The sequence below is a fragment of the Pseudomonas oryziphila genome (genome assembly GCF_003940825.1).
Classification (GTDB): domain Bacteria; phylum Pseudomonadota; class Gammaproteobacteria; order Pseudomonadales; family Pseudomonadaceae; genus Aquipseudomonas; species Aquipseudomonas sichuanensis.
Window position 1 is genome coordinate 3,106,672 of sequence record NZ_CP034338.1, and the last position, 16,403, is coordinate 3,123,074.

Here is a 16,403-nt window from a genome sequence, read left to right on the forward strand (position 1 = left end):
GCGCATGCCACCCCAAAAACAACAACAAAAACATGGAGCACACCATGAGGCATACACTCGCCTGCACATTGGCCCTGCTGTTGAGCGCACCGGCCACCCAAGCCTACGAGCTGTACAACCACAACGGCAGCACCCTGAATGCCAACCTCGAAGCGCTGTTCGGCATCTTCCACAGCGACGAGAGCTACAACCAGTTCGGCAACCGCCAGCCCGGCAGCAGCAACTGGCGCGAGGGCTACGTCAAGTACGGCCTTAGCGGCAGCCAGGCCATCGCCGACAGCGGCGCGCTCTACGGCGCGTTCAGCCTGCTCAGTTCCGCCACCTGGGGCGATGGCGACGCCGCCGGTTTCACCCTGGGCGACGAACGCCGCACCGCCGTCGAAGACCTGTACCTGGGCTGGCGCTCCGGCACCCTGTTCCCGGCGCTGGGCGAAGACGGCATCGATATCTCCGGCGGCCGCCAGTTGGTTACCCTGGGCGATGGTTTCCTGATTCAGGGCGACCCGGTCAACGCCGGCAACGTCGACCTGGGCGCCAACTTCGACCGAGGCGGCGCCTACTACCTGGCCGCGCGCAAGGCCTTCGACCGCACCGCCGTGCTGCGCCTGGGCGGCAAGCAGGGCTGGCGCGGCGACCTGATGTGGCTCAAGTCCGACAACCACTTCCAGGCCGACAGTTCCATGGCCGTGGCCAACCTTGAGCATGTGGCCGACGCCGGCACCGTCGGCCTGAGCTGGATCCACGGCCTGGACGTGGACCGGCGCTACGCCGAGATCCTCGGCCTCGAGCACCGCGATGGCATGGACACCGTGAGCCTGCGCGGGCGCGGCAACCTGGGGGTGAAGGACCTGGGGGTGAAGGACCTGGAGCTGGCAGCGGAATATGTCACCCAGGACCGCACCGGCGGGCGTGAGGATGCGTGGTACCTGGAGGGCAACTGGACCTTCTCCGGCCTGCCCTGGTCACCCACCGCCACCTACCGCTACAGCCGCTTCTCGGAACACTTCGACCCGTTGTTCTATGGCCTGAGCCGCGGCTACGGCACCTGGTTCCAGGGCGAAGTGGCGGCCAACTATGCCGGGCCGTTCAACAGCAACAGCCAGGTCCACCATGTGGCGCTCAAGGCCACGCCCCGCGAGGGGCTGACCGTGGGTGCGCTGTATTTCGACTTTGACCCGCTGAGCACCGACAAGAGCAATCTTGGGGGGCGCGAGCTGGACCTGTACCTGGAATGGATGGTCAACGAGCACTGGCTGATCAGCCCGCTGGTGGGGCTCTACAAACCTGAACGCAATGCCGACAACGGCGGCGTGCAACTGGGCAGCCGGGATACCGGGACCTACCTGCAGTTGGTGGTCGGAACCTTCTTCTGACGATACTTCGGCGTTGCCTATGCCCTCGCCATCGCCGGCAAGCCGGCTCCCACCCCGACCGCGGAGTCCTGGGCCATGCGTTAACTCTGTGAGCGCTGCGGTACAAGACAGTTGCTCCCACGATTGCGCATGGCTTGGGTCGATGCGGTTGGGGTGGGAGCCGGCTTGCCGGCGATGGGGCGCAAAGCGGCCCCTGGTTATCCGCGATAACCTTGCTCGCCCAGCCACCGCCGCACCATGGCCTGCGACTCCCCGGCCAGCACCTGTTCCAGCGCGAGCCCCGCCTGCAGGCCGCGGACCACAGGCGCCAGCTCAACCCCTTGCAGGTGCCACACCCCCAACGGCTGGTCTGCCGTCACTACCACCTCGGCCTCCTCCACGAAACCATCACGCAACACCGGCCGACGCTCCACCGTCACCGCGCTCCAGGCGGCCTGGGCATGGATCGGCTGCGCATCCGGCCACCTGCGGCGCGCAGCCCAGAACGCGCCCGTCGCCCGTGCCTGCTCCTGGGCGTAGAAATCCCGGCCAATGCGGGCAAAGCGCAGGAACAGCTGCTCGATACGCTCCTGATGAAAACGCTGCGCCAGCGCGGCGCTCTCAGGCCGCCGCAACAAGGTGTTGATCACCACCGGCGCCTGCAACGCCGACGACAACGACTGGAAAATCCCGTTACCCGACAGCGGGTCTACCGCCATCGCCGCATCCCCCACCCGCAGCCAATCGTCGCCTGCGCAACTGCCAGCCAGGATCGCCGTGCTGCTGCGGGCATGAACCTGGGCAGGGGCGAAGGCCTGTTGATCGAAGATTGCCCGTACCTGCGCCGAACTACCCCGGCGTTCGGCGCAATACGCCGCCAGCTGTGCCTTGCCCGGCAGGCTGGCCGTACCTGCATCCAATGTCACTTGCCAGTAGCAACGGCCATCGTCCAGCCGCGCCATCCACGCCCAGCCATCGTCCAGGCTCTCCACGGCCGAGGCCGCTGCCCCTGGCGTGCCCTGCCAGAGGTTCAGCAGGCTGACGGTCTCCGGCCCGCGCAGGCGCCCTTCGGCCAGCGGCGCCTGGCGGCCACGGGCCTCGACCAGAAAATCGCCATGCACCACCTGGCCATCGTCCAGGCGCACCCGATGGCCGGCATCGCGCAGCACCTCCCGCACCCGGCCTTCGATCAACTCGACCCCGGCCCGACGCAGGTCGTCACGCAAGGCCCCGTCGAAACGCTGGCGATCGAGCAAGCACTCCTGGTTCAGGCGCAGCTGTTCACCATTCCAGTGCACCTGCCGTTCAGCGGGGGTGGTGGCCTGCGCGAGTGCTGCCCCAAGCCCGGCATGCCGCAACCCGTCGAGCACGCGCTGGGAAACCCCTTCGATGGCGGCGAAGCGGCGCCAGTCGCTGACCACGGTCACGGCATAACCCAGGCGTCGCAGCCCCAGGGCCGTGGCGGCGCCGGCAGGGCCCGCGCCGAGTACCACAATGCGCGCGTCAGCCATCAGCCTGCCCCTTGCGCTCCGGGCCGGTGAACGCCGCGTGGTGCTTTAACCAGTGGACCAACGCCAGGTGTTCCAACTCGGGCCGGTTGCGCAATACGCCAGCAACCAGGCCGCTGAACGCGCCACAGGCAAGGCTGGCACCCGCCCCGCCGGTGGTGCCGACATGGGCGCCGAAATCGGCCTGGGCGGTTCCCAGCCATGACCATTCACCCGGCGCGCAGCGGGCATCACCCGTTACCCGAATCACCCCTGGGTAGCTTGCCGGATACACCGGTTCGCCCCGCGCCGGGCTTGAGGCACACAGCAGCACCCCGGCGGCCTGGGCTTCGGCGCAGGCCTGGCGCAGCACCGGGCGGTCCTGGTGCAGGCCCAGGCTCAGGTTGATCACCGCGGCGCCCTGCTCCACCAGCCACAACAGCGCGGCGGCCACTTGCAGGGCGCTGGTGCTCCATTGGCGGTCGAACACCTGGGCCAGCAGCAGCGGCATGGCACCGGCCTCAGCGCAAATACGCTCGAGCACGGCGCTGCCATGGCCAAGGGCATCGGGCAGCGCTTCGCCTTCCTGCAACACGCCGTCGGCCAGCCAGAAGCGCCGGGCATCGAGCAGCATGGCGGCCTGCCCGGGCGAGCAGCCGCTGTCGATCAGGCCAACGCGCAGTTCACTGGTCATGCCCGGCCGGCTCCTTGCTGCGCAGCAGCCCGTCGCTCAAGTGCAGGTGCACATCGGCATCGGCCAAGGTCGAGGCGCGGTGGCTGATCAAAATGCGCGTGCGCCCGGCAAACAGCTGGTCGATGGCGGCGATCACTTCGCGCTCGGTGGCTTCGTCCACCGCCGAGGTGGCTTCGTCGAGCACCAGGATCGCCGGTTGCTGCAGCAGCGCCCGAGCGATGGCGATGCGTTGTTTCTGGCCACCGGACAACTGCTGGCCACGCTCGCCGAGCATCCCGTCCAGGCCCAGCGGCAGATTGCCGACCAAGCTTTCCAGGCGGGTCAGGCGCACCACTGCTTCGAGCTGTTCACGGGTTGCTTCGGGCGTGCTGTAGGCGAGGTTCTGCGCCAGGGTGCCACGAAACAGCACGATGTCCTGGCTGACCACCGCGATGCGCCGGCGCAAGGCCTGCAAGTCGAGTTGGCGCAAGTCGATGCCGTCGAGCAGGATGCGCCCGGCATCGGGGTCGTAGAACCGCTGCAGCAGGTCGATCAGGGTCGATTTGCCGACGCCCGAGGCGCCGCTGATGGCGACCTTGAGCCCGCCCGGCAGGCTGGCATCGACGCCGCGCAGCACGCCGCCCTGGCGCTCATCGTGGGCAAAGTGCACCGCCTCCAGGCGCAGTTCGCCGGGGCCGTCGGCGATGGGCAGCGGCGCTTCGGCAGGCTGAACCGCGACCGGCTCACGCTTGAGCTCCATCACCCGCCCCAGGCTCACGGCCATGCGCTGCACTGCCACGTACAGCCCCAGCAGGCTCTGCACTGGCCCGACCGCCATGCCCAGGTACGTGGAAAACGCGATCAGTGCGCCGAGCTGCCAGGTGCCTTGGATCACCCACCAGCCGCCGACCAGGAAGGCGCAGGCACGGCACCACGAGGTCAGGGTGCCGGGCACCGCCTGGGTGAAGAATTCGGTGAGCTGTACCTTCAGCAACTGGCTCATGTAGCCCTGCCCCAGGCCCTCCAGGCGCTCGGCCTCGCGGCCCTGCTGGCCGGCGGCCTGGATGAACTTCATCGCCGGCAGTGTTTCGACCAGGAACGACGACACGTCCGCCGAGCGCTCGCGCAGGCTGCGCACCTCGCGCTCCACCTTGCGGCGCATCCAGCGCAGCCACAGCACTTCCAGCGGGATGAGCAGCGCCAACAGCAACGACAGTTGCCAGGACAGCAGCAACATCAGGGCCAGCGCGCCGACCAGGCCGATCACCGCCGACACCGCCGAGAACAGCGAGTCCACGGCAAAGCGCTGGATCTCGGCGACGTCACCGTCCAGCCGCGAAAGGATATCGCCGGTGCGCCGGCGCCCGTAGAAGGTCGGCGACAGCTGCTGCAGATGCCGGTACAGGTCATCGCGCAGGGCGAACAGGATGCGCCCGGACAGCCGCGTGTGCAGGTAGCGGTTCACCCCCGCCAGCACGGTGCCGAGCAGGCCGGCGCCGATCATGATCGCAGCCATGTGCCAGAGGGTCTGGTAATCCTTGGCCAGCAGGCCTTCGTCGATCAGGGTCTTGACCAGCCAGGGTTGCGCCAGGGCCAGCAACGAAGCGCCCAGCGACAACCCCAGCAATACGCCGATGGCGCGCCGTTGCGGGCGCACGAAACCGTACAGCCAGGCCAGGGCCTGGCGCATCAGCAGCGGGTCGCTCGATTCGATCAAGCGTGAGAACAGTCCGCCCATGGTTCAGCCGCGCAACTGTTTGAGTTTGCGGTACAGGGTGGCGCGGCTGATGCCCAGCGCCTCGGCCGCCGCCGAGACATTGCCCTGGTGGCGTGCCAGGGCGCCGCGGATCAGTTCCAGTTCGTTGTCGCGCAGGCTGCCGGAGGGCGTCGTGCCGCTGGCCAGCTCGTCGAGCAGACAGTCGGTGAGATGGTCGAGGGTCAGCACCTGCTCGCCGTCCTCGCGCATGGCCAGGGCGGTGCGCAGCACCATCTCCAGCTGGCGGATGTTGCCCGGCCAGTCGAAGCCTTCGAGCAGGCCGGCCAGCGCCGGGTCGAGGCTTACGCCACGGGCGCCGAACTTGCCCAGCAGGGTTTCGATGATGCTGGCCAGGTCGTCGCGCTCGCGCAGCGCCGGCAGGCGCAGGGACACGCCATTGACCCGGTAGTACAGGTCTTCGCGAAAATGCTGTTCGCTGACCAGGCGCTTGAGGTCGCGGTGGGTGGCGCAGATCAACGCCACGTCGATCTCCTGCTCGTCGCCCGCGCCCAACGGCGCCACCCGGCGTTCCTGCAGCACGCGCAACAGGCGCGCCTGCAGGGCCAGCGGCATGTCGCCGATCTCGTCGAGGAACAGCGTGCCGCCGTGAGCCTGCATCAGGCGCCCGACCATGCCGCCACGGCGCGAACCCGTGAAGGCGCCTTCGCGGTAGCCGAACAGCTCCGACTCGATCAGCCCCTCGGGGATCGCCGCACAGTTGACCGCGATGAAGGCTTTGTCGCCACGCGGGCTGGCCTGGTGCAGAGCCCGGGCGATGACTTCCTTGCCGGTGCCGGTTTCGCCCAGCAACAGCACCGGCAAGCCATTGGCCAGGCCCTGGCGGGCCATGCGCAGGCCACGGGCCAGGCGCGCATCAGCGCCGGCCAGCGCTTCCAGGGCCTGGGCCCTGGCCGGTTCTGCGGCCCTGGCGTTCGCCGTGGCGCCGTTGAGCTTGGCGTGGCGCGGTAGCTGCACGGCGCGGAAGAAGAAGTCGCCCTTGGCGGTCTGCACGCTGCTGACGCCGCCTTGCCACAGGCGAGAGATGAAGGCTGGCGAACGTTCGCCGAGCAAGTCGCTGCAGCGCCTGCCGAGCAGCGCTTGCCGGCTCAGCTGGAGCAATTGGCAGGCGTTGTCATTGGCGGCCAGCACTTCGCCATCCAGGCTCAGGGCCAGCAGGCCCTGCCAGGCACTGGCCAGGTATTGTGGGCGGCTGTGAAACGCCAGCACCAGGTGCTCGGGGTGGCACAGCCCGAACAGGCGGCACTCGATGTTGCCGGCGGCCAGCATCAGCGCGGTGAGGCTGTCCTGGGGCTGGGCCATGACCCCTTCGCGGGTCACGTCGAGCACGCCAATCACTTCGCCATGGGGGTCGCGCAGCGGTACCGAGGTACAGGAAAACGGGCTGAGGCGGTCGAGGTAATGCTCGCCGCAGTTGATCAGGGTGGGCTGGCCTTCGACCACGGCCGTGCCGATGGCGTTGGTCCCGCGCAGCGCCTCGCTCCAGCAACTGCCGGGGTGCAGGTCGCGCAGGCCCTCGCGTTCCAGCGCATGCTTGTGCCCTTCGATGGCCAGCACGTTGGCCTGGGCATCGCCAAGGATGACGATGCCGCTCTGGCCCTGGCGGCGCACCAGGTAGTCCAGCTCGGGGGTGACCGCGTCGATCAGCAGCCGGTTGTGCTCAAGCAGCGTGCGCAGGTCGAGGCCGTGACGAATGCCCAGGCCTACCTGCTCGCCCTGCAGGCAGTCCAGGCCATGGCTGAGGCTGCGCCGCCAGGAGGCGTCGATTTCGTCGCGCAGCATCCCCGAGGGCAGTTCGCCCTCGTTGGCCAGCTTCAGGCGGACCAGGCGGGATTGCTGCAGCGGGTCATGGGCGTTTGTTGTGAGTGTTTGTCGCGCCATTGCGTGCTCCAGCTGTGCCCCGGCAATACGGGGCATCGGGCATCGGAATTTTCGGCAGTGTGCGTCAGAATTCTTCAGCCGTCATCAGGGGGGCAGGCAAAAAGGGGGTGTGGGGCGGCTAGTTTGTGGCGCTCTCAAGGGGGATCGCATGTGGGCCACGAGGTGCAGGGCGACAGGTTTGCAGCGCTCTCAAGATCGAGCGCCGCCCGCGCGGCGCTTCGCGGGTAAATCGCAGCGGCGAACCGCCGCTCCCACAGTTTGTTTCGGGCCAGTCTCTCCTGTGCCATCACCTGGTCAGCCTTGTTGGTACGACGCGGTTTCAGTGCGGGCGTTGCCGCCGCCCCACATGGCTCAAGGCATGCACCAAGGCAGGCGCCGGTACTTTCACAGGAATAATTGGCCCGAAATAAACTGTGGGAGCGGGTTTACCCGCGAAGCGCCGCGCGGGCGGCGCTCGATCTGATAGGCGCTGCAAAAACACCGGCAAACACCTGGTGGCCCTCACGCGACCCCCCCTGCGCCTAAAACGCCGCCTTGAAGATCGCCTCGATCTCCGCCTGGCTGGCCACCCGCGGATTGGTCAACCCACAGGCATCCTTCAGCGCATTGGCCGCCAACACCGGCACATCCTCAACCTTGGCCCCTAGCTCGGCGAGCCCCGCCGGGATGCCGATCGCCGCCGCCAGGTGCTCGATGGCAGAAATCGCCGCCCCAGCCCCCTGCTCCGCCTCCAACCCACACACTTTCACGCCCATGGCCTTGGCTACATCGCGCAGGCGCGCAGCGCTGACCTTGGCATTGAAGCGCTGCACATGAGGCAGCAGCACCGCATTGCACACCCCATGGGGCAGGTCGTAGTAGCCGCCCAACTGGTGCGCCATGGCATGCACGTACCCCAGGGAGGCGTTGTTGAAGGCCATGCCGGCAAGGAACTGCGCGTAAGCCATGTTCTCCCGGGCCTGCAGGTCGCTGCCGTCGGCCACCGCCTGGCGCAGGTTGTCGCTGATCAGGCTGATGGCCTTGAGGGCGCAGGCGTCGGTAATCGGCGTGGCGGCAGTCGACACATAGGCTTCGATGGCGTGGGTCAGCGCATCCATGCCAGTGGCAGCGGTCAGCGACTTGGGCATGCCGACCATCAGCGCCGGGTCGTTGACCGACAGGATAGGCGTGACGTTGCGGTCGACGATGGCCATTTTCACGTGGCGCGCCTCGTCGGTGATGATGCAGAAACGGGTCATCTCGCTGGCGGTGCCGGCGGTGGTGTTGATGGCGATCAGCGGCAGTTGCGGCTTGCTCGAGCGGTCCACCCCTTCGTAGTCACTGATATGCCCGCCGTTGGTGGCGCACAGCGCAATGCCCTTGGCGCAGTCATGGGGCGAGCCACCACCGAGCGAGACCACACAGTCGCAACGCTCGCGCTGCAGTATGGCCAGGCCAGCCTCGACGTTGGCGATGCTCGGGTTGGGCTTGGCGCCATCGAACACCACCGAGTCGATATCGCGCATGGCCAGCAGCCCGGCGATGCGTTCGGCCACGCCAGCGCGGGCCAGGCCCTGGTCGGTCACGATCAGCGCCTTGCGCAGGCCGTAGCCGGCGATGGCGGCCATGGCTTCGTCCAGGCAGTCGATGCCCATGATGTTCACGGCGGGGATGAAGAAGGTGCTGCTCATGGCCGGGTCCTCTCAAGCTGTCGGTAGGGCTTGAGCATCCGCCTGCAGCAGTGACCGGGTGTTGATCCAGGGCAATGGGGGCGCGGGAACGGGCCTCAGCGGATCTGATGCTTGTGCAGCAGCCGATAGAAGGTCGGCCGGGAGATCCCCAGCACCTTGGCCGCGATGCTGAGGTTGTCGCTGTGCCGGTTGAGTACGTCGCACAGGGCCTGGCGCTCGGCGCGGTGCTTGTAGTCCTCCAAGGTGCCCAACAGCGCTTCCTGTTCCACCTGGTCGTGCAGGCCCAGGTCCGGGGCTTCGATCTGCCGCCCTTCGGCCAGCACCAGGCCCCGGCGCACACGGTTGGCCAGTTCACGCACGTTGCCCGGCCAGTCGTGGCGGCCCATGGCCGCCAGCGCGCTGTCGCTGAAGGAGCGCGGCCGGCGGCCGGTCTCCAGGCTGTAGAAACGGGCGAAATGGCTGGCCAGCATCGACAGGTCGCCATGCCGGTCGCGCAGCGGCGCGGTCACCACCTGCAGCACGTTGAGCCGGTAATACAGGTCTTCACGGAAACGGCCGAGGGCGATGGCCTTTTCCAGGTCGACGTGGGTCGCCGCCAGCACCCGCACATCCACGCCGATCGGCTGGGTGCTGCCCACCCGTTCGATGTGCCGTTCCTGCAGAAAGCGCAGCAGGTTGGCCTGCAGTTCCAGCGGCAGGTCGCCGATCTCGTCGAGGAAAAGGGTGCCGCCATTGGCCGCCTCGATACGCCCGACCTTGCGCTGGTGGGCGCCGGTGAATGCACCCTTCTCGTGGCCGAACAGCTCGGACTGGATCAGGTGTTCGGGAATCGCGCCGCAGTTGATGGCGACGAACGGCTGGTCATGGCGCTGCGACAAGCGATGCAGGGTGCGCGCCACCAATTCCTTGCCGGTACCACTCTCGCCACGGATCAGCACCGGCGATTCGGTGGGTGCCAGTTTGCCGAGCAGTTTGCGCAGTTCGCGTATCGGCCGGCTCTCGCCCAGCAGTTCGTGCTCGGGCTCGGCCTCGCCATCGCGCACCGCGCCTCGGCCACGCAGGCGCGCCATGCCGAAGGCCCGGCCGAGGGTGACCTGCACCCGCGATACGTCGAACGGCAAGGTGTGGAAGTCGAAAAACCATTCGCAAACGAAATCGCCAACATTCTGCATGCGCAGTTCTTCGGCGCTGAGCACGGCGATCCATTCGGTATTGCTGCGTTTGATCATGTCCTTGACCGCGTCGGGGTGACGCAGGTGCGAGGCCTGCAGGCGCAGCAGGCCGACATCGCAGGGGTGCTCCAGGGCAACGTCCAGGCTGCAACTACGCACATCCCAGCCGACGCCGCGCAGGCCCGGTAACAATCGATGACAATCGTCGCAGGGGTCGACGATCAGCAAGCGACGTTGGGCGGCAGGCTCGAGCATGACCATTCCTTGGCGCCGGAATAGGGTTTTTTATCTATAAACAGTAAGTTGCGACGCCAAAAGTAACAGTAGCAATGAACTTGACAGCCCCCACTACCGTTGGTCAGCCCGATTCGACCGTATTTGAGCCGCCCGGGAATTTTCGTATTTTATTGACGTCACAGACGGCACGCAGAAACACCTTGCAATGCGTCCAGATAAAAAAATTCTTGGATTGTGTGACTCATCCCCTGATCTGGAGCATCAGTACGATTAACACCGCGCTGTAACCTGTACCGGAATAACACCGCGGAAACACTTTTCGCTGTTTGGGACCATAGAGAGACCGAACCCATGAACGCCCCGCTCCGTGTCAACGAAGCACTGCTGATTGCCGACCACGCCTTCGAACCCTTCCAGTGCGTCGCCTGGGATGCACCCAACGGTACCGGCGAACTAAGCCTGGCAGTGATCGACCGGACCAGCGCCCGCATCGGCGCCAAGCAAGTCTCTTCGCGGGTCTATTCGGACCCTGCGCAGTGGGCCAGCCTGATCGAGGAAGTGCGTGCCGAACTGTGCCAGAAGGGCTATGACCTGCAACCCTGGTCGATGCCTGAATAAGCAAACCACGGTGATTCCTGTGCGTGCCCGGCACGCACAGGTGCAACTTCAAAGTTCCCCTCGCGACAACTTTCTTTCATGCGACATCCCGTCGCAGTTATTCCATTCAATTGATGGTATCGAACTGCTCGATATGCCGATAATCGGCATGAAGTTGTTCGGCAAGTTGCCGTGCGCGACCCACACGTACCGCAGCCAATTCGATATCCACCAGCAAAGTACTGCAGGGTAGCGGTTGCGCAGTTTGCCACCCCTGCAGCCGACCATCGGTCAGCAACAGGCAGCGCTGCACCTCGTGGGGCAGCTGTTTGCCCCGCGCCAGCAACCAGCGCCGTGCCTCTTCCAGGGCCGCCAACAGCGGTGTGCCACCGCCGGCGCCCAGCTGCTGCAGCCAGGGCTGGAGCGCCTGCGAAGCCTTGAGCCCGTGGCGTTGCCACTGCGGTTTGCTGCCACTGGCGGTCAACAGCGCCAACCGCGCACGCTGCCGGTAGGCCTGGTCGAACACCCCGGCCAGCAGGCCCTTGGCCTGGGCCAGCGCCTGGTGGCGACGGGTGGAGGCCGAGGCATCGACGATCACCAGCCACAGTTCCGGCGCCTGGGCCTGGCGCTGCTGCCAGCACAGGTCGCGGCGCTGGCGGGGGCGGCCTTTGAGCAGGGTTGGCAGCCAGGCGATGCGGCCATCTTCGGCTGCCCGGGCGCGGCCACGGGAAACACCGTTCAATTGGCCGACGCGGGGTCTGGCATCTGCCGCCTGGGCGTCGTGGCGGCGGATGCTCAGGGCTTTTTTGCCCAGTTCGGCACCTCGCGCCGAGCACCGCTGGCCACTGGCTGCGGCGGCAAGGCGCCCCAGTCGCCCTGCCCCTGCCCCTGGGCCTGCGACTGCTCGGCGGTACCGGACGGGGTGGCCTGCGGCTGCGCAGAGTCCTGCCGACGACGGTGACGCAGGGCAAATTCGGCGACGGCATCCACATCCTGCTCTTCGATGGCAGTGTGGCCACGCCAGGCCGCATGGGCGCGGGCGGCGCGCAGCCACACCAAGTCGGCGCGCAGACCATCGACCCCGGCGGCGAAACAGCGTTCAGTGATCCAGGCCAGCGCCTGGTCGTCCAGGGCGATCGCCGCCAGGCGCTCGCGGGCGGCCCGGCAGCGCTCGCGCAACTCTGTCTGGGCAGTGGCCCACTGGGCGCAGAAGGCTTCAGGGTCGCTGTCGAACGCCAGGCGCCGGCGAATGATCTGCTGGCGCGCCTCGGGTGCCGGCAAGCCGTCGAGGGCGACGTTCAGGCCAAAGCGGTCGAGCAATTGCGGGCGCAGCTCGCCCTCCTCCGGGTTCATGGTGCCGATCAGCACGAAACGCGCGGCGTGACGATGGGAAATGCCATCGCGCTCGATGCGGTTGGTGCCGCTGGCGGCCACATCCAGCAGCAAGTCCACCAACGGGTCGGGCAGCAGGTTGACCTCGTCCACATACAGCACGCCGCCATCGGCGTGAGCCAGCACGCCCGGGGCGAAGCGCGCCTGGCCCTGGCCCAGCGCGGCGTCCAGGTCGAGGGTGCCAACCAGTCGTTCCTCGGTGGCGCCGAGCGGCAAGGTGACGAACGGCCCATCGCCCAGCAGGTCGGCCAGGCCTCGAGCCAGGGTGCTCTTGGCCATGCCGCGCGGGCCTTCGATCAGCACACCGCCGATCTTCGGGTCGATGGCGGTCAGGCACAGGGCCAGCTTCAGTTCGTCGGCCCCCACCACGGCGGCCAGGGGGAATTGCACAGGTTCGTTCATGTTCAGCAGTCTTCCTCGCCTTCGAGCAACTGTTGCTCGAGGCTCTCGCGGTAGTCGCCCGGGTCCTGCCACAGGCCGCGCTGCTGGGCTTCCAGCAGGCGCTCGGTGAGGTCGCGCAGGGCTTCGGGGTTGTGCTCGCGCATGAAATCACGGGTCGCCGGGTCGAGCACGTAGGCGTCGGCCAGGCCTTGGTAATGATGGTCGTCGATCAGCCCGGTGGTGGCGTCGAAGGCAAACAGGTTATCGACCGTCGCCGCCAGCTCGAAGGCACCTTTATAGCCATGGCGCTTGGCGCCGTCGATCCACTTGGGGTTGAGCGCGCGGGCGCGGATCACCCGGTTGAGCTCTTCCTTCAAGGTACGGATACGCGGCCGGTCGGCCTGGCTGTGGTCACCGTGGTAGCTGGCCCGGGTGGTGCCAGCCAGGGTCTCGGCGGCGGCCAGCATGCCGCCCTGGAACTGGTAGTAGTCGTTGGAATCGAGCAGGTCGTGCTCGTGGTTGTCCTGGTTCTGCAGCACCGCCTGCACCTGGCTCAGGCGCTGGGCGAAACGTGCGCGGGCCGGGGTGCCTTCGTCGCTGGCGCCGTATGCGTAGCCGCCGTGGTTGAGGTAGACCTCGGCCAAATCGTCGCGGCTGTGCCACAGGCGACCGTCGATGGCGTTCTGCACCCCAGCGCCATAGGCGCAGGGCTTGGCGCCGAACACGCGCCAGCCGGCCTGGCGTGCCGCCAGCTCTTCATCCAGGCCGTCATCGAGCAGCGCCTGACGCTCGGCACGCACGCGGGCGGCCAGCGGGTTGAGGTCATCCGGCTCGTTGAGCGCGGCCACCGCCTGCACCGCCGCGTCGAACAGGCGGATCAGGTTACCGAAGGCATCGCGGAAGAAGCCCGAGACCCGCAGCGTGACATCGACCCGTGGGCGATCGAGCAGGCTCAGCGGCAAGATCTCGAAGTCGTCGACGCGCTGGCTGCCGGTTGCCCATACCGGGCGTACGCCCATCAGCGCCATGGCCTGGGCAATATCGTCGCCGCCGGTGCGCATGGTGGCCGTGCCCCACACCGACAGGCCCAACTGGCGCAGGTGGTCGCCGTGGTCCTGCAGGTGGCGTTCAAGAATCAGGTTGGCCGAGGCGAAGCCCAGGCGCCAGGCGGTGGTGGTGGGCAGGTTGCGTACGTCGACGGTATAGAAGTTGCGCCCGGTGGGCAGCACGTCCAGGCGGCCACGGCTCGGCGCGCCGCTGGGCCCGGCGGGGACGAAACGCCCGGCCAGGGCCGCCAGCAGGCCGTCGATTTCGGCAGCGCCGCAGGCGTCCAGGTTGGGGGCGACCTGCTCGACCAGCGCTTGCAGCACCTCGCGCACCGGTTGCCAGTCAGCCTGCCCATCAAGTGGGCAGTCGCCTTCCAGCGCCTGTTCGATCAATGTCAACGCCAGCAGTTCGAGCCGTTCACGGGTATCCCCGGCCGTGCGCCACAGCGCCGCGTCCAGCTGCTGTAGCAGCGCCGGGCGTGGACCCTCCCAGGCCTGGCCGAGGTCGCAATCGAGCGGGTCGAAGCCCAGCCCCAGCGCCCGGGCCAGGGCGCGGATCAGGCTGGCATTGCCGCCCTTGCCGTCACCGCGTTCCACCCGCAGCAGCGCCAACAGCGTGTCGCTGCGCAGCCGGCCCTGGGGCGACTGGCCGAACACATGCAGGCCATCGCGGATCTGCGATTCCTTGAGGTCGCACAGGTAGGTGTCGAGCCGCGGCAGCCACACCGCCGCGTCGTCCAGCTGGCCTTCGAGCTGCAGGTCGCGGTCGATGTGGTTGGCCTTGAGCAGTTCGAGGATGTCGCGCTGCAGCTCCTGGGCACGGCGCGGGTCAAGCAGCTGCGCTTCGTAGTATTCGTCAGCCAGCTGCTCCAACTGGCGCAGCGGGCCATAGGTTTCGGCACGGGTCAGCGGCGGCATCAGGTGGTCGATGATCACCGCCTGGGTGCGCCGTTTGGCCTGGGCGCCCTCGCCCGGGTCGTTGACGATGAACGGGTAGATGTTCGGCAGCGGGCCGAGCAAGGCGTCTGGCCAGCATTCATTGGACAGCCCGACCCCCTTGCCCGGCAGCCACTCCAGGTTGCCGTGCTTGCCGACGTGAATCAGCGCATCGGCGGCATAGCCGTTGCGCAGCCAGAAGTGGAACGCCAGGTAGCCGTGGGGCGGCACCAGGTCGGGGTCGTGGTACACCGCGCTGTGGTCGACCTGGTAGCCGCGCGCGGGCTGGATGCCGACGAAGGTCAGGCCGTAGCGCAGGCCAGCCACCATCAAACGCCCGCTGCGGTACATCGGGTCCTGTTCGGGCGGGCCCCAACGTTCCAGCACGGCGCGCTGGTTGGCTTCGGGCAAGGCGGCGAAGGCGCTGTGGTAATCGGCCAGGCTCAGGCTCTGGGCACAGGGGCGCTGGTCGAGGTGGTCGAGGTCGTTGGTCACCCCGCCGAGCAACTGGTGGATCAGTTCGGTGCCGCTGTCGGGCAGGCCGGCCACCGGGTAACCCTGCGCCTGCAAGGCCTTGAGAATGTTGAGTGCGGCGCCGGGCGTATCCAGGCCGACGCCATTGCCGATGCGCCCGTCGCGGGTCGGGTAGTTGGCCAACACCAGCGCCACGCGTTTCTCCTGGTTGTCCAGGCGCGCCAGCTCGACCCAGCGCCGCGCCAGTTCGGCGACGAAGTCCATGCGCTCGGGGTGGGCCCGGTAGCAGACCACATCGGACTGGCTGCGCTCGCTGCGCCAGGCCAGGTCCTTGAAGCTCACGGGGCGGGTGATGATGCGCCCGTCCAGTTCCGGCAAGGCGATGTGCATGGCCAGGTCGCGAGCACCCAGGCCCTGTTCGCTCTGCTCCCAGGCCGGTTGGTTGTCCTGGGCGCAGATCGCCTGCAGCACCGGCACATCGCGGCGCAATGGGCGCAGGTTGGGCTGTTCGGGGCTGGACAAGGCAAAGCCGGTGGTGTTGATCACCACTTCAGCCTGCACTTCATCGAGCCAGGCCTCGACCTGGTCGAGGCAGGCGCGCTCCTTGAGGCTGGCCACGGCAATGGGCAGCGGGTTCAGGCCACAGGCTTGCAGGCGTTGGCAAAACACGTCGATGAAGGCGGTGTTGGCCGCCTGCAGGTGCGAGCGATAAAACAACAGTGGCGCCACCGGCTGCTCGGGATGCCAGTCGGCGTACCAGTTCTGCAACTGGGCGCTGGCCTTGGCCGGGTGGTAAACCGCAGTACGCGGCAACGGCTGCGGTTCATCCCAGGCGTAGTCACGCCCCAACCACTGGCTGGCCAGGCAATTGAACAGGCTGACCGCGTTGGCCTTGCCACCCTGGCGCAGGTAGTGCCAGAGGCGTTCGGCCTGCTCGCCACGCACCGTGCCCAGGTCGGTCAGTTCCGGGTCGGGGCGGTCATCGCCGGGCACCAGGATCAGTTGCACGCCGCGCTGGCTGAGTTCCACCAGTTGCTCGACGCCATAGCGCCAGTAACCGACGCCGCCGTGCAGCGACACCAGGATCACCTTGGCGTGGCGCAGCACCTCGTCTACATACAGGTCGACCGAGGCGTGGTTCTGCACCTGCATGGGGTTGGCCAGGCGCACGCTGGGGAAGTCGTCCGGCAACTGCTCGGCGGTTTCGGCGAGCAGCGCCAGGTGCGAATCGCCGCTGCAGAGGATCACCAGCTCGGCGGGAGTCTGGCCGAGGTCGGCAATGCTGTCGTCCGGCACGAAGCCGCCGGGCTGGGTCCTCAGCAGGTGCATGG

General features: G+C 67.5%; 11 protein-coding genes. 2 read left to right on the forward strand and 9 right to left on the reverse strand.

Going from position 1 to position 16,403, the window contains the following annotated elements:
* Nucleotides 1–44 precede the first annotated feature (44 nt).
* Nucleotides 45–1,373: an alginate export family protein gene (locus EJA05_RS14500; protein ID WP_125858780.1), complete on the forward strand. Its 1,329-nt coding sequence runs from the start codon at nt 45–47 to the stop codon at nt 1,371–1,373.
* Nucleotides 1,374–1,570: 197 nt separating this feature from the next.
* Here the strand turns inward: EJA05_RS14500 and qhpG are convergent, their stop codons facing one another.
* The 6 genes from qhpG to EJA05_RS14530 form a co-directional block, all read right to left on the reverse strand.
* The gene (qhpG, locus tag EJA05_RS14505; protein WP_125858781.1) at nt 1,571–2,863 is read right to left on the reverse strand and encodes a flavin-dependent monooxygenase QhpG; all 1,293 of its coding nucleotides are present in this window, start codon (nt 2,861–2,863) and stop codon (nt 1,571–1,573) included.
* The gene (gene qhpE / locus EJA05_RS14510; protein WP_125858782.1) at nt 2,856–3,533 is read right to left on the reverse strand and encodes a subtilisin-like serine protease QhpE; all 678 of its coding nucleotides are present in this window, start codon (nt 3,531–3,533) and stop codon (nt 2,856–2,858) included. Before qhpE ends, qhpG begins: the two co-directional genes overlap by 8 nt.
* The gene (locus tag EJA05_RS14515) at nt 3,523–5,250 is read right to left on the reverse strand and encodes an ABC transporter ATP-binding protein (RefSeq protein ID WP_125858783.1); all 1,728 of its coding nucleotides are present in this window, start codon (nt 5,248–5,250) and stop codon (nt 3,523–3,525) included. Before EJA05_RS14515 ends, qhpE begins: the two co-directional genes overlap by 11 nt.
* Nucleotides 5,251–5,253: 3 nt before the next feature.
* Nucleotides 5,254–7,167 (reverse strand): sigma-54-dependent Fis family transcriptional regulator, encoded by a 1,914-nt coding sequence (locus EJA05_RS14520; RefSeq protein WP_125858784.1) that lies wholly within the window; start codon nt 7,165–7,167, stop codon nt 5,254–5,256.
* Between the two features lie 521 nt (nt 7,168–7,688).
* Nucleotides 7,689–8,837, reverse strand: a complete 1,149-nt coding sequence (gene yiaY / locus EJA05_RS14525; RefSeq protein WP_125858785.1) for an L-threonine dehydrogenase — start codon at nt 8,835–8,837, stop codon at nt 7,689–7,691.
* Between the two features lie 95 nt (nt 8,838–8,932).
* The gene (locus tag EJA05_RS14530; protein WP_125858786.1) at nt 8,933–10,264 is read right to left on the reverse strand and encodes a sigma-54 dependent transcriptional regulator; all 1,332 of its coding nucleotides are present in this window, start codon (nt 10,262–10,264) and stop codon (nt 8,933–8,935) included.
* Between the two features lie 333 nt (nt 10,265–10,597).
* Between EJA05_RS14530 and EJA05_RS14535 the strand changes: the two genes are divergently transcribed.
* The gene (locus EJA05_RS14535; protein WP_110994481.1) at nt 10,598–10,864 is read left to right on the forward strand and encodes a hypothetical protein; all 267 of its coding nucleotides are present in this window, start codon (nt 10,598–10,600) and stop codon (nt 10,862–10,864) included.
* A gap of 106 nt (nt 10,865–10,970) precedes the next feature.
* Here the strand turns inward: EJA05_RS14535 and EJA05_RS14540 are convergent, their stop codons facing one another.
* From EJA05_RS14540 to cobN, 3 genes are read right to left on the reverse strand one after another with little or no spacing between them, the layout of a single operon-like run.
* Complete coding sequence (locus EJA05_RS14540) at nt 10,971–11,585, reverse strand: vWA domain-containing protein (protein ID WP_223811822.1); 615 nt, start codon at nt 11,583–11,585, stop codon at nt 10,971–10,973.
* 53 nt (nt 11,586–11,638) lie between these two features.
* Nucleotides 11,639–12,637 (reverse strand): ATP-binding protein, encoded by a 999-nt coding sequence (locus EJA05_RS14545; protein ID WP_125858787.1) that lies wholly within the window; start codon nt 12,635–12,637, stop codon nt 11,639–11,641.
* 2 nt (nt 12,638–12,639) lie between these two features.
* Nucleotides 12,640–16,401, reverse strand: a complete 3,762-nt coding sequence (gene cobN / locus EJA05_RS14550) for a cobaltochelatase subunit CobN (protein ID WP_125858788.1) — start codon at nt 16,399–16,401, stop codon at nt 12,640–12,642.
* Nucleotides 16,402–16,403: the final 2 nt, after the last annotated feature.

Bases quoted from the DNA above. Each gene is read 5' to 3' on its own strand.
- EJA05_RS14500 (WP_125858780.1), top strand. From the start codon at position 45: ATGAGGCATACACTCGCCTGCACATTGGCCCTGCTGTTGAGCGCACCG.
- qhpG (WP_125858781.1), bottom strand. From the start codon at position 2,863: ATGGCTGACGCGCGCATTGTGGTACTCGGCGCGGGCCCTGCCGGCGCC.
- qhpE (WP_125858782.1), bottom strand. From the start codon at position 3,533: ATGACCAGTGAACTGCGCGTTGGCCTGATCGACAGCGGCTGCTCGCCC.
- EJA05_RS14515 (WP_125858783.1), bottom strand. From the start codon at position 5,250: ATGGGCGGACTGTTCTCACGCTTGATCGAATCGAGCGACCCGCTGCTG.
- EJA05_RS14520 (WP_125858784.1), bottom strand. From the start codon at position 7,167: ATGGCGCGACAAACACTCACAACAAACGCCCATGACCCGCTGCAGCAA.
- yiaY (WP_125858785.1), bottom strand. From the start codon at position 8,837: ATGAGCAGCACCTTCTTCATCCCCGCCGTGAACATCATGGGCATCGAC.
- EJA05_RS14530 (WP_125858786.1), bottom strand. From the start codon at position 10,264: ATGCTCGAGCCTGCCGCCCAACGTCGCTTGCTGATCGTCGACCCCTGC.
- EJA05_RS14535 (WP_110994481.1), top strand. From the start codon at position 10,598: ATGAACGCCCCGCTCCGTGTCAACGAAGCACTGCTGATTGCCGACCAC.
- EJA05_RS14545 (WP_125858787.1), bottom strand. From the start codon at position 12,637: ATGAACGAACCTGTGCAATTCCCCCTGGCCGCCGTGGTGGGGGCCGAC.
- cobN (WP_125858788.1), bottom strand. From the start codon at position 16,401: ATGCACCTGCTGAGGACCCAGCCCGGCGGCTTCGTGCCGGACGACAGC.